16 protein-coding genes are annotated in these 24,540 nt (G+C 69.6%); 7 read left to right on the top strand and 9 right to left on the bottom strand.

Annotated elements, in window-relative coordinates; translation table 11 throughout:
- Positions 1-12: 12 nt before the first annotated feature.
- Entirely contained in the window at positions 13-1,722 is a 1,710-nt protein-coding gene (locus tag MQC88_RS02900) for a hypothetical protein (RefSeq protein ID WP_243319075.1), read from the top strand.
- A gap of 146 nt (positions 1,723-1,868) precedes the next feature.
- Here MQC88_RS02900 and MQC88_RS02895 read toward each other — a convergent pair whose 3' ends face one another.
- The 4 genes from MQC88_RS02895 to MQC88_RS02880 are packed head-to-tail and all read right to left on the bottom strand — an operon-like array spanning position 1,869 to position 6,957.
- Positions 1,869-2,198 (bottom strand): hypothetical protein, encoded by a 330-nt coding sequence (locus MQC88_RS02895; RefSeq protein WP_243319073.1) that lies wholly within the window; start codon positions 2,196-2,198, stop codon positions 1,869-1,871.
- A 21-nt stretch (positions 2,199-2,219) separates the two neighbouring features.
- A complete protein-coding gene (metH, locus tag MQC88_RS02890; RefSeq protein WP_243319072.1) occupies positions 2,220-4,910 on the bottom strand; it encodes a methionine synthase in 2,691 nt (896 codons plus the stop codon).
- Complete coding sequence (locus tag MQC88_RS02885) at positions 4,907-6,031, bottom strand: homocysteine S-methyltransferase family protein (RefSeq protein ID WP_243319070.1); 1,125 nt, start codon at positions 6,029-6,031, stop codon at positions 4,907-4,909. Before MQC88_RS02885 ends, metH begins: the two co-directional genes overlap by 4 nt.
- Positions 6,028-6,957: an ArsR/SmtB family transcription factor gene (locus tag MQC88_RS02880; protein WP_243319068.1), complete on the bottom strand. Its 930-nt coding sequence runs from the start codon at positions 6,955-6,957 to the stop codon at positions 6,028-6,030. Before MQC88_RS02880 ends, MQC88_RS02885 begins: the two co-directional genes overlap by 4 nt.
- 220 nt (positions 6,958-7,177) lie before the next feature.
- On the opposite strand from MQC88_RS02880, the gene MQC88_RS02875 reads away from it, so the two are divergent.
- From MQC88_RS02875 to MQC88_RS02850, 6 genes are all read left to right on the top strand, one after another.
- Positions 7,178-8,326 carry an acyl-CoA dehydrogenase family protein gene (locus MQC88_RS02875; RefSeq protein WP_243319066.1) on the top strand — a complete coding sequence of 383 codons (1,149 nt, stop codon included), beginning with the start codon at positions 7,178-7,180 and terminating at the stop codon, positions 8,324-8,326.
- A 231-nt stretch (positions 8,327-8,557) separates the two neighbouring features.
- Positions 8,558-13,573: an NAD-glutamate dehydrogenase gene (locus MQC88_RS02870; protein WP_243319063.1), complete on the top strand. Its 5,016-nt coding sequence runs from the start codon at positions 8,558-8,560 to the stop codon at positions 13,571-13,573.
- Positions 13,574-13,839: 266 nt separating this feature from the next.
- The gene (locus MQC88_RS02865) at positions 13,840-14,631 is read left to right on the top strand and encodes an NAD kinase (protein WP_243319061.1); all 792 of its coding nucleotides are present in this window, start codon (positions 13,840-13,842) and stop codon (positions 14,629-14,631) included.
- 91 nt (positions 14,632-14,722) lie between these two features.
- On the top strand, positions 14,723-15,964 hold the full coding sequence (locus MQC88_RS02860; protein WP_243319059.1) for a cyclic di-GMP phosphodiesterase: 1,242 nt from the start codon (positions 14,723-14,725) through the stop codon (positions 15,962-15,964).
- Between the two features lie 18 nt (positions 15,965-15,982).
- Complete coding sequence (locus tag MQC88_RS02855) at positions 15,983-17,299, top strand: putative bifunctional diguanylate cyclase/phosphodiesterase (protein WP_243319057.1); 1,317 nt, start codon at positions 15,983-15,985, stop codon at positions 17,297-17,299.
- A gap of 56 nt (positions 17,300-17,355) precedes the next feature.
- Entirely contained in the window at positions 17,356-18,285 is a 930-nt protein-coding gene (locus tag MQC88_RS02850) for a 5'-nucleotidase (protein ID WP_254713230.1), read from the top strand.
- A gap of 19 nt (positions 18,286-18,304) precedes the next feature.
- Here MQC88_RS02850 and MQC88_RS02845 read toward each other — a convergent pair whose 3' ends face one another.
- From MQC88_RS02845 to sbcB, 5 genes are all read right to left on the bottom strand, one after another.
- Positions 18,305-20,419: an amylo-alpha-1,6-glucosidase gene (locus MQC88_RS02845; RefSeq protein WP_243319055.1), complete on the bottom strand. Its 2,115-nt coding sequence runs from the start codon at positions 20,417-20,419 to the stop codon at positions 18,305-18,307.
- A gap of 28 nt (positions 20,420-20,447) precedes the next feature.
- Entirely contained in the window at positions 20,448-21,506 is a 1,059-nt protein-coding gene (locus tag MQC88_RS02840) for a glycosyltransferase family 4 protein (RefSeq protein WP_243319053.1), read from the bottom strand.
- A gap of 56 nt (positions 21,507-21,562) precedes the next feature.
- On the bottom strand, positions 21,563-22,117 hold the full coding sequence (locus tag MQC88_RS02835) for a DUF2939 domain-containing protein (protein ID WP_243319051.1): 555 nt from the start codon (positions 22,115-22,117) through the stop codon (positions 21,563-21,565).
- 100 nt (positions 22,118-22,217) lie between these two features.
- Complete coding sequence (locus MQC88_RS02830; RefSeq protein WP_243319049.1) at positions 22,218-22,904, bottom strand: DUF2461 domain-containing protein; 687 nt, start codon at positions 22,902-22,904, stop codon at positions 22,218-22,220.
- Between the two features lie 140 nt (positions 22,905-23,044).
- Positions 23,045-24,511: an exodeoxyribonuclease I gene (gene sbcB, locus MQC88_RS02825; RefSeq protein WP_243319047.1), complete on the bottom strand. Its 1,467-nt coding sequence runs from the start codon at positions 24,509-24,511 to the stop codon at positions 23,045-23,047.
- Positions 24,512-24,540: the final 29 nt, after the last annotated feature.

Below are 24,540 nucleotides of genomic sequence, written 5' to 3'. Positions count from 1 at the left end.
GGTCGCCGACGAATGCAGCCAGGCCCCCATGGCGGCGCGCGGACCGGGCATGCGGCGCCCGCCACCGCGCTGGTGGTCGGCGTCACCAGCCATCGTGACCTCGCGCCCGCGCAGTTGCCCGCACTGCGGCGGCAACTGCGCGATGCCTTCGCCGGGCTGCGCGAGCGCTTCCCGGAGCTGCAGCCGGTCGTGCTGTCCCCGCTGGCCGAAGGCGGCGACCGCCTGGTCGCGGAGGCCGGACTCGAACAGGGCGCGCGCCTGGTCGTGCCATTGCCGTTGCCGGCGCGGATGTATGCGCAGGATTTCGCGACCGCGCAGTCGCGCGCGCAGTTCGAACGCCTGCTCGAGCAGGCCCAAGTGGTGGCGCTGCCGCTGCCCGAGGGAGCCGGCGGCATCGAGGCCTTGCACGTGCCGGGCGCGCTGCGCGACCGCCAATACCTGCTGGCGGGGTTGTACGTGGCCAGCCACTGCCACGTGCTGTTCGCACTGTGGGACGGCTCGGACGAGGGCGGCGTAGGCGGCACCGCGCAGATCGTGCGCTATTACCTGGGCGGCCCGCTGCCGGGCGCGCGCCGGGCCAGCGACAACCTGCGGCAGATGCTATCGGGCGACGACGACAGCCTTGTGCTGCACCTTCCGGTGCAGCGCGCGTCGCAGCACGCGCCGCCGGGATTGGATGGGCAGCCACGCTGGCTCACCAGTGCCGGCCAGCGGCCGCTGGCGGCGGGCATGCCGCCGGACTACCGCCGGATCTTCGAGCGCATGCAGGTGTTCGAGCGCGACCGCCTGAATCACGCCGCCGCGGGCGGCGATGCGATGCCGCCCGGCGACCCGGCGCAGGCCCAGGCGTTGCTGGTCGACGCGATGGCGGTGCGGTACCAGCGTCGCACCACCGCGGCGATGCGCGCGATCCACGGGCTCGCGGTGTTGATGGGCCTGGCGTTCCTGCTGTATTCCGACCTCGGCGCACCGGACTGGATGCTGTGGGTGTTCCTCGCATTCTTCGTCGTCGGCCTCGCAATCGCGTTGCTGGCCCGGCATCGCGACTGGCACCGCAAGTACATCGACTACCGCGCGCTGGCCGAAGGGCTGCGGGTGCAGGCGTTCTGGCGCCGGGCGGGCCTGTCGATGACGGGCGACCCCGAGTTCGCGCACGACAACTTCATGCAGAAGCAGGACGTGGAGCTGGGCTGGATCCGCAACGTCATGCGCCAGGTCGGGCTGCTGCCGTTGCCGCGCATCGACGACCCGCAGCGCGCGCTCGACGACGTGATCGAGGACTGGGTCGGGCGGCCCGGGCAATCGGGGCAACTGGCCTACTACGAGCGCAAGGCGGCATTGCGCGCGCGCCACCACCTGCGCACGCAGGCGCTCGGCGCGGCCTGCCTGTGGGCCGGTATCGGCATCAGCCTGTTCCTGGCGCTGTTCCATGGCGGCCTCGAGGATGCCGCGCGCAACCTGCTGGTGACCACGATGGGCGCACTGTCGCTGGTCGCCGCCGTGCGCGAAGCCTATGCCTATCGCAAGGCCGACAAGGAGCTGGTCAAGCAATACCGCTTCATGCACCGGATCTACCGCAACGCGCGCGCGGCACTGGACGCCGCCCCCGGGATGCGCGAGCGGCGCGAGATCCTGCGCGCGCTGGGCGAGGCCGCGCTGGAGGAACACGCCGAATGGGCATTGATGCATCGCGACCGGCCGATCGAGCACGGGCGGCCCTAGCGGCGCCGGGCGGCATCGCCAAATCTCCCTTCTGAAACGGAGCTTGTGGGAGCGGCTTCAGCCGCGAGCTTTTGCACTCGACACCAGGAGCTCGCGGCTGAAGCCGCTCCCACAACAAGTCGAGCTGGGGGCGCAGGGCTTGCGGCTCAGTCGCGCGGGATCACGTTGATCGCCTGGATCCTCCGCGCGTGGCGGGCGAGCAGGTAGTCGATGTAATCGCCGACGATCAGGTTGGGCCGGCCCTTGCCGCGCGTCACCACGCGGCTGATCAGCACGCTGGTGTTGGCGTCCCACTCCAGGTTGATCGCGCCGTGGCGGTCCGGGAGGGTGCTCTTCAACTTGGCCCAGCCGCGTGGGCGGCCGGGGCGCTTCTGCTGTACCACCTCGAGGTCGTGGCGGCCGATGCGGGCGTCGCTGGCGATCGCCTCGCGCAGGCTGCGGCCCTTGGTGCAGATTGCCTGGATCAGGATTTGCATGGCGTGCTCCGTGGTGCGCGCTTACTCCGGATCGTAATCGAGGTTGGAGGCCAGCAGTCGTTCGGCCTGTTGCAGCGCGATCCCCTTGCGCCTGGCGTAGTCGGCGACTTGATCCCTGGATACCCGGCCGACGACGAAGTACTGGCTGCCCGGGTGGCTGAAGTAGTAGCCGGACACCGACGCCGCCGGGTACATCGCGAAATGGTCGGTCAGGGTGATGCCGGTGCTGGCGGTGGCGTCGAGCAGCCGGAACAGGGTCTGTTTTTCGCTGTGTTCGGGGCAGGCCGGATAGCCCGGGGCCGGGCGGATGCCACGGTATTGCTCGGCGATCAGCGCGTCGGTCCCCAACGCCTCGTCGGCGGCAAACCCCCACAGTTCCTTGCGCACGCGCTGGTGGATGCGTTCGGCCAGGGTTTCGGCGAGGCGGTCGGCGAGCGTCTTGAGCAGGATCGCGTTGTAGTCGTCGTGGTCGGCCTGGAAACGGGCGATGTGCGGCTCGATCCCCAGGCCCGCGGTGACCGCGAAGCCGCCGATCCAGTCCTGCCGCCCGCTGTCGCGCGGCGCGATGAAGTCGGCGAGGCAGAAGTCGGGGCGCTCCGCCGGCTTGTCCGCCTGCTGCCGCAGGAAGTGCAGGGCGGTGCCGTCTTCCAGCAGCACGTCGTCGCCGACGCTGTTTGCCGGCCACAGGCCGACCACCGCGCGCGCGCGCAGCCACTTCCCGTCGACGATCCGCTGCAGCATGGCCCTGGCGTCGGCGAACAGTTCCCGGGCCTGCGCGCCGACCACCGCATCGTCGAGGATCGCGGGGTACCTGCCGGCCAGTTCCCAGGCATTGAAGAACGGGCCCCAGTCGATCAGCTCGACCAGGTCGGCCAGCGGGTAGTCGTCGAACACGGTGAGACCTGGCTGGCGCGGCGCGGGCGGTGCGTAGTTCGCCCAGTCGCCGTCGAAACGCTGGCCGCGGGCATGTTCCAGCGAGACCAGCCGCTTGCCGCCATCGCGCTTGCGATGGCGCTCGCGGATCTCGGCATAGTCGGATTCGTTGGCGGCGACGAAGGCATCGCGTTGCTCCGCCGAGATCAGCGACTGCGCCACGTTGACCGCGCGCGACGCATCCTTCACCCAGACCGTCGCCGACTTGTAGTGCGGGTCGATCTTCAGCGCGGTGTGCGCGCGCGAGGTGGTGGCGCCGCCGATCAGCAGCGGGATGGTGAAGCCCTGGCGCTGCATCTCCTTCGCGACGTGGCCCATCTCCTCCAGCGAGGGCGTGATCAGCCCGGAGACCCCGATCATGTCGGCGTTCTCGGCACGCGCGGTGTCGAGGATCACCTGCGCCGGTACCATCACCCCGAGGTCGATGACCTCGAAGTTGTTGCAGGCCAGCACCACGCCGACGATGTTCTTGCCGATGTCGTGGACGTCCCCCTTGACCGTGGCCATCACGATCTTGCCGTTGGACTTGCCGGCATCGCCCGTGCGCAGCTTCTCGGCCTCGATGTACGGCAACAGGTGGGCCACCGCCTTCTTCATCACCCGCGCCGACTTCACCACCTGCGGCAGGAACATCTTGCCGGCGCCGAACAGGTCGCCGACCACGTTCATGCCGTCCATCAGCGGCCCCTCGATCACGTCGAGCGGACGCTTGGCCATGCTGCGCGCTTCCTCGGTGTCCTCGACCACGTACTGGTCGATGCCGTGCACCAGCGAGTGGCTCAGGCGCTGGGCGACCGGCGCATCGCGCCAGGCCAGGTCCTCGACCTTCTTCTCGCCCTTTTTCCCCTTGTAGCGGTCGGCGATCTCCAGCAGGCGCTCGGTGCCGTCGGCGCGACGGTTGAGGACCACGTCCTCGACCCGCTCGCGCAGTTCGGGGTCGAGGTCGTCGTACAGCGGCAGGGCGCCGGCGTTGACGATGCCCATGTCCATGCCCGCCATGATCGCGTGGTACAGGAACACGACGTGGATCGCCTGCCGCACCGGCTCGTTGCCGCGGAAGGAGAACGACACGTTCGAAACGCCGCCGGAGATGTGGCAGAAGGGAAAACGCTTCCTCAGCTCCGCCGCGGCCTGGATGAAGTCGACCGCGTAGTTGTCGTGCTCCTCGATGCCGGTTGCGATCGCGAACACGTTCGGGTCGAAGATGATGTCCTCGGGCGGGAACCCGACATCGGTCAGCAGCCCGTAGGCGCGGGCGCAGATCCCGACCTTTCTCTGCGCGGTGTCGGCCTGGCCCTGTTCGTCGAAGGCCATGACCACCACCGCGGCGCCGTAGCGGCGCACCAGCCGCGCCTGGCGCAGGAATTCCTCCTCGCCTTCCTTCATCGAAATCGAGTTGACGATGCCCTTGCCCTGCAGGCACTTGAGTCCCGCCTCGATCACGCTGAACCTGGAGGAATCGACCATCACCGGAACGCGGGCGATGTCCGGTTCGGCGGCGATCAGGTGCAGGAACTCCACCATCGCCTTTTCCGAATCGAGCATGCCCTCGTCCATGTTGACGTCGAGCACCTGGGCACCGCTTTCGACCTGCTGCCGGGCCACCGCCACCGCCTCGTCGTAGCGGTTCTCCAGGATCAGCTTCTTGAACTGCCTGGAGCCGGTGACGTTGGTGCGTTCGCCGACGTTGACGAAGTTGGATTCGCGGGTGATCTGGAGCGGCTCCAGGCCGCTGAGCCGGGTCTGGCGCGCGAGCACCGGCGCTGCGGCATCGTTCATGCCGCGGCCTCCAGCCGTGGCAGCACGCGCGGCGGCAGGCCGCGCACGGCTTCGGTGATCGCGGCGATGTGTTCCGGCGTGGTCCCGCAGCAACCGCCGACGAGGTTCAGCAGGCCGGCTTCGGCGAATTCCCGGAGGTCGCGCGCCATGTCTTCCGGCGTCTCGTCGTAGCCGCCGAAGGCGTTGGGCAAGCCGGCGTTGGGATGGGCACTGACGTGGACGTCGGCGACCTGGGCGAGGACGTCGATGTGCGCGCGCAGGTCCTTAGCGCCCAGCGCGCAGTTGAGGCCGATCGACAATGGCCGCGCGTGCCGCAACGAATACCAGAACGCTTCGGCGGTCTGTCCCGAGAGCGTGCGCCCGGACGCATCGGTGATGGTGCCGGAGATCAGCACCGGCAGGTGCCCGCCGGCGGCCGCGAAGGCATCGTCGATAGCGAACAGCGCCGCCTTGGCGTTGAGGGTGTCGAAGATGGTTTCGACCATGATCACGTCGGCGCCGCCCTCGATCAGGCCGGCGGTCGCTTCGCGATAGGCCGCCGCGAGTTCGTCGAACGAGGTCGCGCGGAAACCCGGGCGGTTGACGTCCGGGCTCAGCGAGGCGGTGCGGCTGGTGGGGCCAAGCACGCCGACCACGAAACGCGGCCGGTCGGGCGTCCCTGTTTCGGCGGCGTCGCAGGCGGCGCGGGCGATCCTCGCGCCCTCGCGGTTCAGTTCGCGCACCAGGTGCTGCAGGTGGTAGTCGGCCAGCGAGATGCTGGTGGAATTGAAGGTGTTGGTCTCGACCAGGTCGGCCCCGGCGGCCAGGTAGGCGTCGTGGATGCCGCGGATGATGTCGGGCCGGGTCAGCGTCAGCAAATCGTTGTTGCCGCGCTGGTCGTGCGCCTGGCAGCCGCAGCCGGCACCGTGGGCATGGCCGTCGGCGGCCTGCGATGCGTCCAGGAACAGCGCGTCGTAACCCCCGGCGAAGCGCTCGCCGCGGTAATCGGCTTCCTGCAGCGCGTGGCGCTGGATCATGGTGCCCATGGCGCCATCGATCACCAGGATGCGCCGCGCCAGCGCGGCTTCGAGCGCGGCGACGCGCGCGGGCTGCAGCCAGGGCAGGTTGCCGGGCGGATTCACGGTTTCACTCCAATCAGCGAGATGACTTCGAAATGCGGCGGGCGCTTTTCGCGGGTGACGGTTTCGCAGCTCGTCACCTGCAGCCCGGCCCGGGTAACGAACCGCCGCAGCTCCTTGGCGCTGAAGCCGAGGTTGCTGTGGCCATAGGCTTCCACCGCCGCGCGGTGCTGGTGGCTGGCCAGGCTCGACAGCAGCAGCCGCCCGCCGGGCCGCAGCGTGCGCGCGGCTTCGGCGACCGCCTGCGCGGGCCGGGCCGCATAGGTCAGCGCGTGCATCAGCACCACCAGGTCGAAGCTGCCTTCGGCGTAGGGCAGGGCGTGCATGTCGCCTTCGCGCACTTCCACGTTGGTGAACCGGCGCAGGCGTTCCGCCGCCGCGGCCACCACCCGCGGGCTGGTGTCGATGCAGACATAGCGCTGCGCGTGCGGCGCCAGAAGTTCCGCCAGCACGCCATCGCCCGAGGCGATGTCGAGCACGTCGCCGGTTTCCAGCAACGGCAAGGCCGAGCGCGCCAGCGCTTCCCAGGTCCGGCCCGGCGAGTAGTGGCGCTCCATGTCGCCGGCGACCGAATCGGCCCAGTTCTGGTCGGCGGCGCGGGTGGTGAGCACGGCGGGCACGCGCTCGGCGTCCTGGCGCAGCAGCGGATCGTCGCTGCCGGTGCTGATCGACTGCCACAGGGCGCGCTGCGCGGGATCCAGCGCGGCGTCGTCGAAACGATAGTAGGCCGACACGCCGGCACGGCGGTCGCGCACCAGCCCGGCTTCCTTGAGCCGGGCCAGGTGCGTGGAGACCCGCGGCTGCGCCAGCAGGGTGATCGCGGACAGCTCGGCGACGGTGAGCTCCTCGCCCTGCAGCAGCGCCAGCAGGCGCACGCGGGTGGCATCGGCGAAGACCTTGAGCCGGTTCGACCAGCCTTCCAGATCCATCAATATCTTTCCATCGCGATCCAAGGATATATAAGTCTCTGCCCGATGCGCCGCGGGGTCAAGCACGCGGCGCGCCGCCGCGCCGCGGAACCCGGTTGCCGCAGCCGTTCCCCGCCGCCGCAGCGCCACCTGCCGGGCGCGCGCGGCCAGCGCGCATGGGTTCGGTTATTGCGCGCGCGCCGGTACAATTGCCGTTCCTGTCTCGCCCGAGGTGCGCCGCGTGGATTTCCGTTTCACCGAAGAGCAGTTGATGATCCAGGACGTGGCGCGCCGCATCGCGCAGGAAAAGGTCGGGCCCAGCGCCGAGCATTTCGACAGGTCCGGCGAGTTCCCGCTCGACAACATCCGCCTGCTCGGCGAGAACGGGCTCATGGGGATCGAGGTGCCGGCCGAATACGGCGGCGCCGGCATGGACCCGGTGGCCTACGTGCTGGCGATGGTCGAGATCGCCGCGGCCGACGCCGCGCATTCCACCATCATGTCGGTCAACAATTCGCTGTTCTGCAACGGCATCCTGACCCACGGCACCGAGGCGCAGAAGCAGAAGTACGTGCGCGAGATTGCCGAAGGCAAGGAAATCGGCGCCTTCGCGCTGACCGAGCCGCAGTCGGGATCCGATGCAACCGCCATGCGCTGCCGCGCCGTCAGGCAGGCCGACGGCGGCTTCGTGGTCAACGGCAAGAAGAGCTGGATCACCTCCGGCCCGGTCGCGAAGTACATCGTGTTGTTCGCGATGACCGATCCGGAAAAGGCCGCCCGCGGCATCACCGCGTTCCTGATCGACACCACCCGCGAAGGCTTCCATCGCGGCAAGACCGAGCCCAAGCTCGGTATCCGCGCGTCGGCCACGTGCGAAATCGAATTCGCCGACTACGTGGTGCAGCCCGACGAGGTGCTCGGCGAGGAAGGCCAGGGCTTCAAGATCGCCATGGGCGTGCTCGACGCCGGCCGCATCGGCATCGCCAGCCAGGCCATCGGCATCGCCCGTGCTGCCTACGAGGCGAGCCTGGAATACGTGCGCGAGCGCAAGGCCTTCGGCCAGCCGATCGGCGCGTTCCAGATGATCCAGGCCAAGATCGCCGACATGAAGTGCAAGCTCGACGCGTCGCTGCTGCTGACGCTGCGGGCGGCATGGCTCAAGGGCCAGGGCGAGAAGTTCACCACCGAGGCCGCGGTCGCCAAGCTGACGGCCTCCGAAGCGGCGATGTGGATCGCGCACCAGGCGGTGCAGATCCACGCCGGCATGGGTTACTCCAAGGAAATGCCGATCGAGCGGTATTTCCGCGACGCCAAGATCACCGAGATCTACGAGGGCACCAGCGAGATCCAGCGCCTGGTCATCGCCCGCCACGAGACCGGGCTGCGCTGAACCATGCACGCCCGGCTGCGTTCCCCGTTCCTGCGGAGGGTCGTCGCCTGCCATGCGCAGGGCGGCCGCGATCGCCGCGACGACATTCCCATTGCAAGCAAGATCGCCGCCCGCGCCGGCCGCAGCAGCACTGCGGATACCGTGCACGCGCGTCCACAAGAACCGATGCGCTGACTCCTGTATGGCCCGTGCGCTAGCGCGGGCCTCTCTCTATCTGGACATCACGTTTCCATGAGCACCCCAGCCAAACCCTCCGGCAAGTCCCCCATCGCCAAGACCTCCCGCGCCGCAGCGCACGGCAGCGGCGACGCCGCCGTCTCCCTGGATCCGATCCTCGCCGCGCTGCGCAAGCGCGCGCCCAAGGCGCGGCAGGCGCAGGCCGAGGCGTTCGCCCGTGCCTTCTACCGGCGCATGTCGGCCGATGAAATGTCCCAGCATGGCGCCGAAGGCTGGGCCCAACTGGCCGACGATTTCCTGGAACTGGCGCGCAAGCGCAAGCCGGGCAGCGCCGAGGTGCGGGTGTTCAACGCGAGCCTGGAGCAGCACGGCTGGGAATCGCCGCACACGGTGGTGCAGGTGGCCAACGACGACATGCCGTTCCTGGTCGATTCGGTGACCATGGCGCTGGCCGACCGCGGCATCGGCGTGCACGTGCTGGGGCATCCGGTGGTCGCGATCCAGCGCGACAAGGCCGGCAAGCTGGTGGCCGTCGGCGATGACGCGCTCGACAAGGGGCAGGGCGAGTCGCTGATGCACCTCGAGATCGACCGCCAGACCGCCAGGGAAATGCCCGGCATCGAAGCCACGATCCACGCCGTGCTCGACGACGTGCGCGCGATCGTCGCCGACTGGCGTGCGATGCGCGACAAGATGCTGCAGGTCGCCGACGACCTGGCGACCCGCCGCATGCCGGTGTCCGACGCCGGCCGCACCGAGGCGCAGGAGTTCCTGCGCTGGGCCGCAAGCGACCATTTCACCTTCCTCGGCTATCGCGAATACGACGTGGTCAAGAAGGGCGGCAGCGAACTGCTGTGCCCGCTCGAAGCCTCGGGGCTGGGCCTGCTGCGCGGCAAGGAAAAGGGCAAGGCCCGCGACCTCAAGACGCTGGCCGCGCACTACATGCCGCAGTCCGGTTCGGTGGACGCGCTGATCCTGACCAAGACCAATGCCCGCGCGACCGTGCACCGCCCGGGCTACATGGACTACATCGGCGTGCTCAAGTTCGACGCCAAGGGCATGCCGGTCGCGGAACAGCGCTTCCTGGGCCTGTACACCTCGAGCGCCTACAACCGCCGCCCGTGGGAGATCCCGCTGGTGCGCGAGCGCCACGAATACGTGATGCGCAAGTCCGGCCTGGCGCCCAGCGGCCACAGCGGCAAGGCCCTGCGCCACATCCTCGAGACGCTGCCGCGCGACGAGCTGTTCCAGTCCAACGAGGAGGAACTGCTGCGCACGGCCACCGGCATCCTCGGCCTGCAGGAGCGCGTGCGCAGCAAGCTTTTCCTGCGCCGCGACCGCTACGGCCGCTTCTGGTCGGCGCTGGTGTACATCCCGCGAGACCGCTTCAACACCGAGGTCCGGCACCGCATCGAGCGGATGCTCAAGCGCGCGTTGCACGGCGAGAACGTCGACACCACGGTGCAGGTCGGCGAATCGCCGCTGGCGCAATTGCACCTCATCATCCGCCCCAGGGCGGGGGAAGCGCCGCAGGTCGACATTCCGGCGCTGGAGGCCAGGCTGGCCGAGATCGTGCGCAACTGGCAGGACGACCTTCGCGACCAGCTGGTCAAGGCGCACGGCGAGGAGCGCGGGCTCAAGCTCGCCAACCGCTACGGCCGGGCGCTGCCGGCCGGCTACATCGAACAGGTCACGCCGGCGATCGCCGCCGCGGACGTCGAATGCCTGGCTTCGCTGTCGGGCCCGGACGACCTGCGCATCAGCCTGTACCGCACCCGTCACGGAGACGGCGGCCTGCGATTGAAGTTCTACCGCCTCGGCGACGACATCCCGCTGTCGGACGCCTTGCCGATGATGGAGAACATGGGCCTGCGGGTGATCACCGAACACCCGTACCGGATCGAACTGCCGGGCACGGATGGCGACGGCACGGCCTGGATCCAGGACTTCGAGGTCGAGGCCACGCGCGCGGACCTGGACGTCGACAGCATCGACGAATCCTTCGAGGAAGCATTCGCGCAGCTGTGGCGCGGCCAGGCCGAGAACGACGGCTTCAACCGCCTGATCCTCGGCGCCGGCCTCACCTGGCGCCAGGTGGCCATGCTGCGCGCCTACGGCAAGTACCTGCAGCAGGTCGGGGTGCCGTTCTCGCAGGCCTATGTCGAGGAGACGTTCAGCCGCTATCCGTTGCTGGCGCGCTTGCTGGTGGAACTGTTCGAGGCGCGCTTCGACCCGGCCACCGGCAATGAGGCCAAGGCCGCGATCAAGCAGGGCAAGCAGGCGCTGGAGCGCCAGTTCCAGGCGCTGGTCGGCGACGAGCCGGCGACACTGGCGGCCTTGCAGGTGGTGCTCGATGCCCGCGAGGGCAGCCGCGAGCGCCAGGTCGAGGCCACCCGCGCGACCCTGCTCGGGCTGATGGACCGGGTGTCGAGCCTCGACCAGGACCGCATCCTGCGCGGCTTCATCGGCTGCATCGACGCGACCCTGCGCACCAGCTACTACATCGACTACAAGGACGGCCTGCGCGCCGATGGCGGCCCGGCCGACTACATCAGCTTCAAGCTCGATTCCGCGCACGTGCCGGACCTGCCCAAGCCGCGGCCGTACCGCGAGATCTGGGTCTGCGGCCCGCGCGTGGAAGGCGTGCACCTGCGCTTCGGCCCGGTCGCGCGCGGCGGCCTGCGCTGGTCGGACCGGCGCGAGGACTTCCGCACCGAGGTCCTGGGCCTGGTCAAGGCACAGATGGTGAAGAACACCGTGATCGTGCCGGTCGGTTCCAAGGGCGGGTTCTTCTGCAAGCAGCTGCCCGATCCGGCGCAGAACCGCGACGCGTGGTTCGCCGAAGGCGTCGCCTGCTATAAGCGCTTCATCAACGCATTGCTGGACATCACCGACAACCTCGCCGACGGCAAGGTCGTGCACCCGGAAAACGTGGTGCGCCACGACGGCGACGATCCCTACCTGGTGGTCGCGGCCGACAAGGGCACCGCGACCTTCTCCGACATCGCCAACGGCATCGCCCAGGCGCACGGCTACTGGCTCGACGACGCGTTCGCCTCCGGCGGCTCCGTGGGTTACGACCACAAGGGCATGGGCATCACCGCGCGCGGCGCGTGGGAGTCGGTCAAGCGCCACTTCCGCGCGCTCGGGCGCAATTCGCAGAAGGAAGACTTCACCGCGGTCGGCGTCGGCGACATGTCCGGCGACGTGTTCGGCAACGGCATGCTGCTGTCGAAGCACATCCGCCTGGTGGCCGCGTTCGACCACCGCCACATCTTCCTGGATCCCGAACCGGACGCGGCGGCGAGCTTCAAGGAACGCCAGCGCCTGTTCAAGCTGCCGCGCTCCTCGTGGGCGGACTACGACGCCAAGCTGCTCAGCAAGGGCGGAGGGATCCACCCGCGCAGCGCCAAGTCGATCGCGCTGACGGCGCAGGTGAAGGCCGCGCTGGGCATCGACCCCGAGGTCGCCTCGATGACCCCGGCCGAACTGATGGCCGCGATCCTGAAGTCGCCGGTCGACCTGCTCTGGAACGGCGGCATCGGCACCTACGTCAAGGCCGCCAGCGAAAGCAACGCCGACGTCGGCGACCGCGCCAACAACGCGCTGCGCGTGAATGGCGGCGACCTGCGCTGCAAGGTGGTGGGCGAGGGCGGCAACCTGGGCATGACCCAGCTCGGCCGGATCGAGGCCGCGCTCAACGGCGTCCTGCTGAACACGGATTTCATCGACAACTCCGCCGGCGTGGACACTTCCGACCACGAAGTCAACATCAAGATCCTGCTCAACGGCCAGGTGCAGGCGAAGAAGCTCAAGCTCGACGACCGCAACAAGCTGCTGGCGTCAATGACCGACGAGGTCGGCGAACTCGTGCTGACCGACAACTACCGCCAGAACCAGGCGATCAGCCTGATGGAACGGATGAGCCTGACCCGGCTGGGCTCCAAGCAGCATTTCATCCGCACGCTGGAGTCGCAGGGCCTGCTCGACCGGCAGATCGAATTCCTGCCGTCGGATGCCGAGATCGCCGAGCGCAAGGCGCGCGGCCTGGGCCTGACCCGGCCGGAACTGGCGGTGCTGCTGTCGTACTCCAAGCTGGTCGCGTTCCAGCAGATGCTCGATTCCGACGTGCCCGAAGATCCGTACCTGTCGAAGGAACTGGTGCGCTACTTCCCGGAGCCGCTGCAGAAGAAGTATGCCAAGGCGATGGAGCAGCACCGGCTGAAGCGCGAGATCATCGCCACGGCGGTCACCAACTCGACCATCAATCGCATGGGCGCGACCTTCCTGCTGCGGATGCAGGAAGACAGCGGCCGCAGTCCGGGCGAGGTCGCCAAGGCCTTCACCATCACCCGCGAGACGCTGGAAGCACGCACGCTGTGGGCGCAGATCGACGCGCTCGACGGCAAGGTGCATGAATCGGCGCAGGTCGATGCGTTGCAGGTGATCTGGACGCTGCAGCGTTCCTTCACCCGCTGGCTGCTGTCGCGCCCCGGCGCGATCCCGGACATCACCACGGCGGTCGAGCGCTACCACGACGGCTTCAAGGACATCCGCGCCGGCGAGCACATCCTGCCGGACTCGCAGCGCCCGGCGTACGAAGCCAGCATCCGCGACTGGAAGGCCAAGGGCATGCCGGCCGACCTCGGTGGCCAGCTGGCGGCGCTGCCTTACCTGGAGCCGTGCTGCGACATCATCGAGCTGGCGCGCGAGCGCAGGCTGCGCCCGATCGAGGTCGCCAAGGTGCATTTCCGCCTCGGCGACGCGCTCAACCTGCCGTGGCTGCAACAGCAGATCGACGCGCTGGTCGTCGACGGCCGCTGGCATGCGGTGGCGCGTGGCGTACTGCGCGACGAACTGGCGGCGCAGCAGCGGGCGCTGGTCGCGCAGGTGCTGGCGATGCCCGGCGCCACCGCCGACGCCAAGGTCGCGCAGTGGCTGCAGCGCGACGATGCCTCGCTGCGTTTCACGCTGGCGATGCTCAACGAACTGGCGGCGCAGAAGTCGATGGATTACCCGACCGCTTCGGTCGCGGTGCAGCGGCTGTCGCAGCTGGCCTCGCGCGGCTGACCCGGCGGCGCATCGGCCCCTCGTCCGCCCCGGCACCTTCTCCCCGCAAGCGGGGAGAAGGAACGGGCATGGCCGCGCTCGCGCCGACAAGGGAACGAAATGAAACCCTCGCCCCGCTTGCGGGGAGAGGGACCGGTTCGCGCAGCGAACCAGGGCGGGGATGCGCCCTCGCGAAAGCGCGTCGCGCGGGCAAAAGGGCGCGTGACCGGGTCGCGCGGAATCCCGGGTTATCCTCGGCGAACCCGTGCCACCGAGCGCCCGCCTCCATGAGCCAGCCAGCGCAGAGCCTTCCCGCCCAGCCACGCATCGCCTTCCTCGCCAGCAATGCCGAGGGTGCCAAAGCCGCGCTGGAATCGCTGGAACGCGCGCACGGCCAGGCCACGCCCGAGGACGCCGACGTGCTCGTCGCGCTCGGCGGCGACGGTTTCATGCTGCAGACCCTGCATCGCCATGGCGCGCTCGGCAAGCCGGTGTACGGGATGAAGCTCGGCGCGGTCGGCTTCCTGATGAACCACTACCGCGAGGATGCTCTGCTCGAGCGCCTGCATGCCGCCGAGCCGGCCGTGCTGCGGCCGCTGGAAATGCTGGCGTTGACCGAATCGGGCACCAGCACCGGCTCGCTTGCCTACAACGAGGTGTCCTTGCTCCGGCAGACGCGCCAGGCCGCGCACCTGGCCATCGACCTCAACGACAAGCCGCGGCTCGACGAACTGGTCTGCGACGGGGTCATGGTCGCCACCCCGGCCGGCAGCACCGCCTACAACTACTCCGCGCACGGGCCGATCCTGCCGCTGGGTTCCAGCGTGATCGCGTTGACGCCGATCGCGGCGTTCCGGCCGCGGCGTTGGCGCGGCGCGCTGCTGAAGTCCGGCACCGAGGTGCGCTTCCGCGTGCTGGATCCGTACAAGCGCCCGGTCAGCGCCACTGCCGATTCGCACGAGGTCCGCGACGTGGTCGAGGTCACCATCCGCGAATCCCGTGACCGGACCGTGACCCTGCTGTTCGATCCGGAGCACAACCTCGAGGAACGGATCCTCAGCGAACAGTTCGTGGCCTGATCGCGAGGCCGCGGTGGCCTGTCCCGGTGCGGCGCCGCTTTGCGTGTTAACGTCGGCAAGGCTGGAGCTCGGGGAGGGCTCTGTGGTTCGCATGGATACCAGTTCCCACGAGATGAGGATCAGCGTCCAGGGGCTTGCCCTGGGCATGTACGTCAGTCGCCTTGATCGGCCCTGGCTGGAAACGCCGTTCCCGTTGCACGGCGTTGCGATCGATTCCGATGATGCGATCGCCAGGCTGCGCCGCATCTGCAGCCACGTCTGGGTCGACACGCTTCGCGGCGTCGCCCCGGACCCGCGCTACCTCGTCTTCGAGGCCGACGGCCCGCGCGCGCCGGTCCAGGGCGAATTCGAGCAGTTGCGCAAGACCGACTGGACGATCCGCAGCGAGTTCAAGGCCGAACTGCAGGAAGCCGAGCACGTGCACGCGGTGCTTGAAGGCAGCATCTCCGAGGTCATGGAGGACATGCAGGCAGGCAGGCACCTGAACCTGGACAGGCTCAAGGACGGCGTCGATGCGATGATCGATTCGATCCTGCGCAATCCGACGGCCTTCGTCTGGCTCAAGGAGATGAAACGCCGCGACAACTACGCCTACCAGCACGCCCTGGGTTGCGCGATCTGGGCGGCCAGTTTCGGCCGCCACCTCGGGCTGGAGCGCGACGAACTGCAGGTTCTCAGCCTGGGTGGCCTGCTGTGCGACGTCGGCAGGGTACGGCTGGCCGGGGAACTGCTGTCCAGGCCGGGACCCCTGGCCGAAGGCGAAATGCAGCAGGTGCGCGCGCACGTCCGCCACGGCCTGGAGATCCTGGAAATGACCCCGGGGCTGCCGCCACGGATTGCCGAAATCGTCGCCACGCACCACGAGCGCCACGACGGCAGCGGCTACCCGGAGGGGTTGGTGGGCAACCAGATCCCGATCTTCGGCCGCATCGTCGGCGTGGTCGACAGCTACGACGCCATGACCAGCGTGCGCCCGTACGCGCAGAACCGCTCGCCGCACGAGGCCGTCAACGAGCTGTACCAGCAGCGCGGCAAGCTGTTCCAGGCGGAACTGGTGGAGCAGTTCATCCAGAACTGCGGGATCTATCCCACCGGCACCCTGGTGGAACTGTCCAATGGCCAGGTGGCGGTGATCACCGACGTCCACAGCCTCAAGCGCCTGCGGCCGCGGGTGATGATGTTGCTGGACGTGGACAAGTCACCGCTCAAGCAGTTCCACGAAGTGGACCTGGGCGAGGTAGAGTTCGACGAACACGGCTCGCCGCTGGTGGTGAAACGCGGGTTGCCGATCGGCGCGTACGGCCTGGACCCGGTCGAACTGTTCCTGGCCTAGGCGACGCCGCGTGCGCGCATGACGATCGAAGACGAACTGACCGGGCTGCATAATCGCCGCAGCTTCCTGTCGCTGCTGCGCCGGCACGTGGGATTCGCCAACGTCCGCCAGACGCAGGTCGCGCTGGTGGTGGTCGACATCGACGGTTTCGCCCGGCTCAATGGTGCCCACGGCTACGCCTTCGGCGACCAGGCGCTCAGGCACGTGGCCGCGCAGCTGCGTTTGGTGGCGCGGGAGCAGGACTACGTCGGCCGCATCGGCGACAACCGCTTCGCGCTGCTGCTCACCCGGATCATGAACCAGGGCCATGCCGAACTCGCGGTGCAGAAGCTGTTCCGGCAGCTGGAAGTGCCGTTCGAGGCCGGGCAGGGCAAGATGCGGCTGGCCTTGACCGCGGGCGCGGCGTTGAGCCCGCAGCACGCCAGCCAGGCCGAATTCCTGCTGCGCCAGGCCGAAAAGAGCCTGGAGCTGGCACGCGCGGCGGGGCTGCGCTGGCTGTTTCCGCCGGTGGTCGACGACAGCCAGCGTTTTTCGGAATTCTGGGACCTGGAGATCGAGCTCGATGGCGCCATCCAGCGCGGCGACCTGTTACTGGCCTACCAGCCCAAGCTGCGCATGGACGACCTGCGGCCGATCGGCGCGGAAGCGCTGATGCGCTGGCCGCACCCGGCTCGAGGCCTGGTGCCGACCGAGCAGTTCATCCGCATCGCCGAACAGACCGGGCAGATCCGCGCGATGACGATGTGGGCGCTGAACACCGCGATGCGCCATGCCAGCAACTGGAAGCACGGCGGTCCGCTGTCGGTGGCGGTCAACGTGCCGGCCGAGCTGGTCGCCCGCGACGACCTGCCCGACATGGTCGAGAACGCGCTGCAGTTGTGGGGCACGCCCGAAGTCGCGCTGGTGCTGGAGATCACCGAGCGCTCGCTGGTCACCGATCCCCGGCACAGCTTCGAGATCCTGTCGCGGATCCGCGACCTCGGGGTCAAGGTTTCGATCGACGACTTCGGCACCGGCTATTCCTGCCTGGCGTACTTCAAGGACATCCCGGCCGACGAGCTGAAGATCGACCAGTCCTTCGTCCGCGGCATGCTCACCGACACCGCCAGCGCCGACATCACCGCGTTGATCATCGACCTGGCGCACCGCTTCGGCCTGACCGTGGTGGCCGAAGGCGTGGAGGACGCGCAGACCTTCGCCCTGCTGCGCGCGCGCAACTGCGACGTGGTGCAGGGCCACCTGTTCGCGAAGGCCATGCCCCTGGATGCCTTCGTGCAGTGGCTGCGCCAGCCGGTGGCCGACCCGACGGGGGCGGCCGCCGCGAGCGTCGGCTAGCCGCGCCGGCGGGGGCGGTCTCATCCCCGGAGATGCCGATGGCCGATACTGCGCGCATGGAAGCCGTGCCCGAAGCGCCGCCCGCGCCCCTGATCGTCGCCATCTCCTCGCGGGCGCTGTTCGACCTGGAGGACAGCCACGGGCTGTTCGAGCGCGAGGGCATCGCCGCGTACAGCGCCTTCCAGCGTGCGCACGAGGACGACCTGCTGGCGCCCGGGATTGCCTTTCCGCTGGTGCGCAAGCTGCTGGCGCTCAACGAAGGCGCGCCCACGGGAGCGGACGGCCAGCTGGCGCCACGGGTCGAGGTGATCCTGCTGTCGCGCAACTCGTCGGACACCGGGCTGCGCATCTTCAATTCGATCCAGCACCACGGCCTGGACATCCGCCGCGCGACCTTCACCTCCGGCGCGCCGACCTGGCCCTACATCCGCCCGTTCGGGGCCGACCTGTTCCTGTCGGCCAACCCGGATTCGGTGCGGCGCGCACTGGAGAACGGCGTCGCCGCGGCGACCATCCTGCCGGCCAAGGCGCCCCGGCAGCGCAGCGACCAGCTGCGCATCGCCTTCGACGGCGACGCGGTGATCTTCGGCGACGAGAGCGAGCGCGTGTCGCGCGAACAGGGCGTGGAAGCCTTCGGCCGCCACGAGCGCGAACGCGCGCGCGAGCCGCTGTCCGGCGGGCCGTTCCGCGGCTTCCTCGATGCGTTGCACCGGCTGCAGGCCGCGTTCCCGCCAGGCGAGGCCTCGCCGATCCGCACAGCGCTGGTCACGGCGCGTTCGGCGCCGGCGCACGAGCGCGTGATCCGCACCCTGCGCGACTGGGACGTGCGCCTGGACGAGGCGTTGTTCCTCGGTGGCCGTCCCAAGGGACCGTTCCTGGATGCGTTCGGCGCCGACATCTTCTTCGACGATTCGCAGCACAACATCGACTCGGCGCGCGACCACGTCGCCGCCGGGCACGTACCGCACGGCGTCGCCAACCCCTGACCCCAGGCCTGGCCCGCCGCTACAGGGCGTGGACCGGCACCCTGCCGGCGTCGCGGCCTTCGGTGAAGGCCAGGACGTGCCCGCCGCTGCGCTGGAACACGAGGTCGACTTCGCGTTCTCCCACTTCCAGCCTGCGTATCGAAACCTGGTCCACGCCCAGGGGCAGGCTGGGACGCTGCACGCGGATCACCCCGTCATGGCCGTCGACCTCGACGCCCAGGCACGCCTGCAACAGCATGAATGCCGCGCCCGCCGCCCAGGCCTGCGGCAGGCACGCGACCGGGTAGGACACCGGTACGTTGCCATGCTTTCGCGCGAACCCGCAGAACAGTTCCGGCAGGCGCATGTCGAAGTGCGAGGCGGTCTCGAACATGGCGCGCAGCAGCCGCAGCGCGCCCTCGCGATCGCCGCAGCGGGCGATGCCGGCGGCGCACAGCGCGGTGTCGTGGGGCCAGACCGAACCGTTGTGGTAGGACATCGGGTTGTAGCGCGCCTCACCCTCGGCCAGCGTGCGCAGCCCCCAGCCGCTGGCGAAATCCGGTGCCAGGAGCTGCGCCGCCGCCTGCGCCGCGCGCGCCGGTTCCGGCAGGCCGACATAGAGCAGGTGCCCCGCGTTGCTGGCGCGCACGCGGCACAGCGCGCCTTCGCCGTCGAGGGCGATGCCGTAGTAGCCGCGTTCGGGCATCCAGAAATGCCGTTCCACCGCCGCCTGCAGCCTGCGCGCGCGCGCCTGCCAGTGCGCGGCGCGCTCTTCGTCGCCGCGGCGCCGCGCCAGTCCCGACATCGCCAGCAGCGCGGCGTAGGCGTAACCCTGCACCTCCACCAGCGCGATCGGCCCGGCCGGGATGCGGCCGTCGGCGTGGAACACCGAATCGCTGCTGTCCTTCCAGCCCTGGTTCGACAGCCCGCTGTCCGCTCCGCGCTCGTAGTCGAGCAGGCCGAACGGGCTGGCGTCGCAGGTGCGCTCGATCCAGTCGGTGGCGGCGCGCAGCGCGGGCCACAGCCGGTCGATGAAATCCAGGTCGCCGGTCCGCCTGGCGTGGGCCCCGGCCAGCATCACGAACAACGGCGTGGTGTCGACGCCGCCGTAATACAGGCCGAACGGCAGCTCCCGCAGCGTCGCCATCTCGCCCTTTCGGGTCTCGTGCATGATCTTGCCCGGCGCCGAATCGAGGAACGCGGAGGATTCGTGGGCCTGGTGTTGGGCGAGGAAGGAGAGCACGCCGCGCGCCATGCCCGGGTTGAGCCACAGCACCTGCAGCGAGGTGATCACCGCGTCGCGCCCGAACGGCGTCGAGAACCAGGGAATGCCCGCGTACGGGTACGGTCCGGTGGCGAGGTCGCTGGTCAGCAGCGCGAGGTCGGCGCGCGAGCGTTGCATCCAGTCGGCGAACAGCGGTCCGGTGCTGCGCACGCGCGCGCCACGGCGCAGGCGCGCGCGCATCCGGTGCCGCGCATGCGCCGCCGCGTTGCGGTAGCGCTGCAGCGATGGCGGGTCCTGCGCCACCAGCCCGACTTCGATGAACAGCTCGTCGTGGGCCCCGGACGGAAGTTCGAGGTCGAAGACCGCGCCACCAGCGTCGATCGACGCAGGGCACCGCGAGAACGCCACCACCGAGTGCCGCAGGCGACCGTCCAGCCCGCGGTAGGAAAATGCCAGCGAATCCTCCGCGACCGCGACCGGCAGCAGTTGCCCGCGCTCGGCGCGCACGCAGCCACGCACCTCGAACATGTCGCGGAAGTCGGCGGCGTAATCGAACCGCAGCGGCGCGCGCACGGGCTGCAGTCCGTAATTGTGGAAACGCAGGCGCTCGTACATCCGGTTGCCGCTGAGGAAGCGCGTGCGCGACACGTGCAGCAGCCCCGAAGCGACCGGGTCCACGCCCAACGGCGGCAATGGCCGGTTGGTGAGGTGGGCGACGAAGAACACGTTGTCGCGGGTGACGGCAGCGCTGAGCATCTCCGGGCGCGAGCCGGCGATGCGCAGGCGACTGACCGAGAGCAGGCGGGTGTCGTCGTGGAACAGGCCGTCGCTGTCGCCTTCGATGTCGCCGTAGGCATTGGCGACCAGGAAGCTGTCGCCGTCCTTGAGCACGTGCGTGGTGAACGAGGCAGCGGTCGCCGCCGGTTGCACGCTGGCCGCCTGCGCAGGGGGCGGGCCCTCAGGCACTGTGGCGGACGCGGACGTGGTTGCCGGGACTGTGCTGCCCATAGAGCGCCTCGTAGCCGCGTGCCATGGCGGTCGCCGAGAAGCGGCGTTCGTACGTGGCACGGATGCGCTGCCGGTCGTAGCCGGCGACTTCGTCGACCGCCGCGATGGCGGCCGCGAGCGAGTCGACCACGCGCCCGCTGATGCCGTCTTCCACCACCTCGGGTACCGAACCGCAGTTCCAGGCCACCACCGGGGTGCCGCAGGCCATCGCCTCGATCATCACCAGGCCGAACGGCTCCGGCCAGTCGATCGGGAACAGCAGCGCGATCGCGTCGCCGAGGAAGCGCGGCTTGTCCGCGTCGCCGATCTCGCCGATGAACTCCACCAGCGGGTCGTCCAGCAGCGGCTCGATCCTTTCGTGGAAGTAGGCGCGGTCCGCGGCGTCGACCTTCGCGGCGATCTTCAACTTCAGGCCGGTGGCACGCGCGATGGCGATGGCGCGGTCGGGGCGCTTTTCCGGCGAAATCCGGCCGAGGAACGCAAGGTAGCCGCCAGCCGCGCACGGCGAAAACGGATACAGGCGCTTCGGCATGCCGTGGTAGACCGTGCCGCGCCAGTTGACGAAGCGCAGCGGCCGGCGCTGGTGGTCGGAGATCGACACCAGCGGGAAGTGTGGCCAGCAGCGGTAGGCCTCGGCGAGATCCTTGAGGTCCAGCCGCCCGTGCAGGGTGGTCAGGGTGCGTTCGGGCTGGCCCTGGAAGAGGGGGAAATGCAGCAGGTCGACGTGGAAATGCAGTACGTCGAACTCGTCCGCGCGCCGGCGCACTTCATGCAGCATCGACAGATGCGCGGCCAGGTCGGACTTCAGCGGCGCGGGGTCGAGCCGGATCGCCTGGTCGCGGACCGGGACCAGGGTGGCGTGGGTGCGGGCGTCGGCCGACGAGAACAGGGTGACTTCGTGGCCGAGGTCGACCAGGGCGTCGCTGAGGTGGGCGACGATGCGCTCGGTCCCGCCATAGAGCCTGGGCGGAACGGCTTCATACAACGGCGCGATCTGCGCGATCTTCATCCGCGCGAGCCTAGGCCAGGCCGCGTGCATGCGATGTCGTGGGCGCGGGGGGCGCGCTAGGGCGGCAGGCGGATGTCGGTCAGGCGCCAGCGCAGCCCGTCGCGGGTCAGCACGAACACCAGCGGCCGCGCGTCCTCGTCCAGGATCGTGGCGGTGAAGCGCGACGGCGACTCGTAGCGGTATTTCGCGTCGTGCAATGGTTCGGGCGCCGGCGCGGCTGGATCGGGGGGGGCGAAGTCGTCGCCGACCTGCTTCCAGACCTTGCGGCCTTCCATCACCGCGGCCAACCCAAGCGGCGTGACCATGCCGTCGACGGCGGTGCTGATCACGCCGGTGGCGATCGTCAGGCCGAACGCCGCGATCGGGTTGGCCTGCGCTTCGGCGCCGACGCCACGGACCAGGCGATTGCCGAGCTGGTGCTTGAGGCTGGCGCGCAGCGCAGGGAAGTCGACTTGCCGCGACAGTGCCGTGGCGTCCTGCGTCTTGATCGCGCTGCGGATCCCGCGCACTGTCAGCCAGGGACCGGCGGCGACGTAGGCCGCCAGCACCAGCAACACGACCAGCAACAACGCGATCCACTTCTTCATGGCGATCCGGGCGACGTTCGACAAGCCTGCATTGTAGGTATGGCTTCCGCCGCGAGGCCTTCACGCAGTGGTCGCGGCACGCCAGCCAAACCGGTCCGGCGCGGGCGGCGCCGGCCCCCCGCGCTCAGAATTCCAGGTCCAGCGACGCGCACAGGTAATCGACGAACGGCGCCAGCGCCTGCAGGTCCTTTTCGAGGAGCTGGCGCAGCCGCGGGCCGGTCATGGTGGCATCGTCGACCGCGCGGAAGGCGGTGAAGTTGCGGCGCCGCAGGTCGTCGATGAAGGCGAAGTCGGATGGATAGCCGTGCGGCGTGCGCACCAGCATGTCGTCGCTGCCCAGGTCGTAGCGGCGGCGGAATGCGGGCGCATGCGCGGCGGCTTCCCAGCTGCCGGGGTTGTCGAAGATGAACTGGCGCACGCGGCGCTGGGTGTGGGTTTCCGGGTGCCAGAGCCCGGCGCCGACGAAGCAGCCGCCGGGTTCCAGGTGCAGGTAGAACGACGGCGCCGCGAGTTCACGGCGGCGCTCGTGGAACAGGCGCGCGCCCTGCCAGCCCTTGTACGGCGCCTTGTCGCCGGAAAAGCGGGTGTCGCGCTGGATCCGGAACAGCGAGCCGCCGACCGCTTTCGGGTCGGCGCGGTAATGCGGGCTGATCGCCGCAAGCGCCGGTTGCAGGTCGCCGAGCAGGCGCTGGAACGGCGCCTGCACGTGCGCCTCGTAGTCGGCCTTGCGCGCGTGGAACCATGCGCGCTCGTTATGGCGCGCGATCCCGCGCAGGAAGCGGAAGGACTTGTCGGAAAAGTAGCTGGCCATGGAGGCTATTGTAGGAGGGCGCGGCGACCGGGCCCGGCAACCCCCGCGTGCGACGCGCCGCCGCGCGCTGTGTCATCCGGTCGGCTGGCGTTGGCGCCCATGAGCTCGCGGCTGCAAGCCGCTCCTACGACTGCGGCTTCCTACGACTGCCGTTCCTGCGAAGGCCGCTCGCGCGGGAGCAGGTCGGCACGCCAGTCGTCCAGCGCCTGCAACAGTGCCAGCTTGCCGGGGTCGCCGGCGTGGAGTGCGCGCATCGCCGCCAGTTCGGCGTCGAATCCGCCCAGGTCGGGGTCGGCGAGTCCGGAGCCTGGCTGCAGCCGGGCCCGGCGCCAGTCGTCCCAGCGCTGCCGCTCGGAGGCGGACAGCAGTTGCGGCCAGTTGCGGGCGCGGTAACGGAACAGCAGCTCCGGCAGGCGCGTGTCGGCGAAGCCGAAGTCGCGGCTGGCGAGCGCCTGCGGTGGTGTCGCCCGCACGTCGGCGCAGCGGCGCTTGTCGCCGTCGTTGACGAAGCCGTCGTACAGCGAGGCATCCACGTCCGCGGGTCCGCCCGGTTCGCGCTCCACGGCGTACACGCGGCGGATCTTTTCGGCCAGTGCCGGGCCGGCGGCGCGCAGGCGCGCGGCGCGCGATTCGGCCAGTGCCGGGTCGATCGCCAGTCGTTCGAAATCCGCCCCGCGCAGGTGGCTCCACGCGACCAGCGCCGGGCAGCGGTTGAGGTGGACCTCCTTGAGCGGGATCCGGGGCTGGCCTTCAGGCAACTGGTCGGCGCGCAGGTACAGGCGCGCGGCGATCGTGTCGGCGTCGAGGTCGAGCACCGCCTCCGGCTCGCTGTCGAGGTCGAACACCACCACCCGGCTGTCGATCCGCGGATGCCGCGCCAGCGGTGCCACCGCGGCCGCGCACAGGCGCGAGGCCGGGTAGCGCTGCGATACGTGCAGCACGGGAGCCATCGCCACGCAGTCGAGCAGTTGCGCCGCCTGGCGCTTGTCGCGCAGGCACAGGGCGTACTCCCAGAGCCTGGGCTGGGATTCGCGCAGCCTGCGCGCCAGCCCGATCAGCGCGCGCACGTCCGACAGCGCCTCGTGCGCATCGCCGGTGCGCACGCCATTGGCGGTGGCGAGGTGCTCGAGCCTGAACGAGGTGGCGCCGTCCTCGCGCCGTGGCCATTCGATGCCATCGGGGCGCAGGGCATGCGCCAGCCGCATCACGTCGAGCAGGTCCCAGCGGCGGTTGCCCCCTTTCCATTCGCGCTCGTAGGCGTCGTGGAAGTTGCGGAACAGGCCGTTGCGCACGAATTCGTCGTCGAAGCGCAGGGAGTTGTAGCCCAGCGTGCAGGTCTGCGGCCGCGCCATTTCCTCGAAGATGCGGGCGAAGGCCGCGGCCTCGTTGACCCCGTCGCGCAGCGCCTGCTGCGGGGTGATGCCGGTGACCAGGGTGGCGCCGGGCGAGGGCAGCAGGTCCTCCGCCGGCTGCACGAAGAAGCTGATCGGGTCGTCGATCTCGCGCAGGGCCTCGTCGGTGCGGATCGCGGCGAACTGCGCGATGCGCGAACGCCGGGGGTCGCTGCCGAAGGTCTCCAGGTCGTAGAACAGGAAGCTGGGATTCATGCCGCAGCCACCCTGGCACCGGCGCGGCT

This window comes from Cognatiluteimonas sedimenti (genome assembly GCF_022808325.1).
GTDB classification, from domain to species: domain Bacteria; phylum Pseudomonadota; class Gammaproteobacteria; order Xanthomonadales; family Xanthomonadaceae; genus Cognatiluteimonas; species Cognatiluteimonas sedimenti.
The sequence above is the reverse complement of the archived record's forward strand: the minus strand, read 5'-3'. Positions and strand labels throughout refer to the sequence as shown.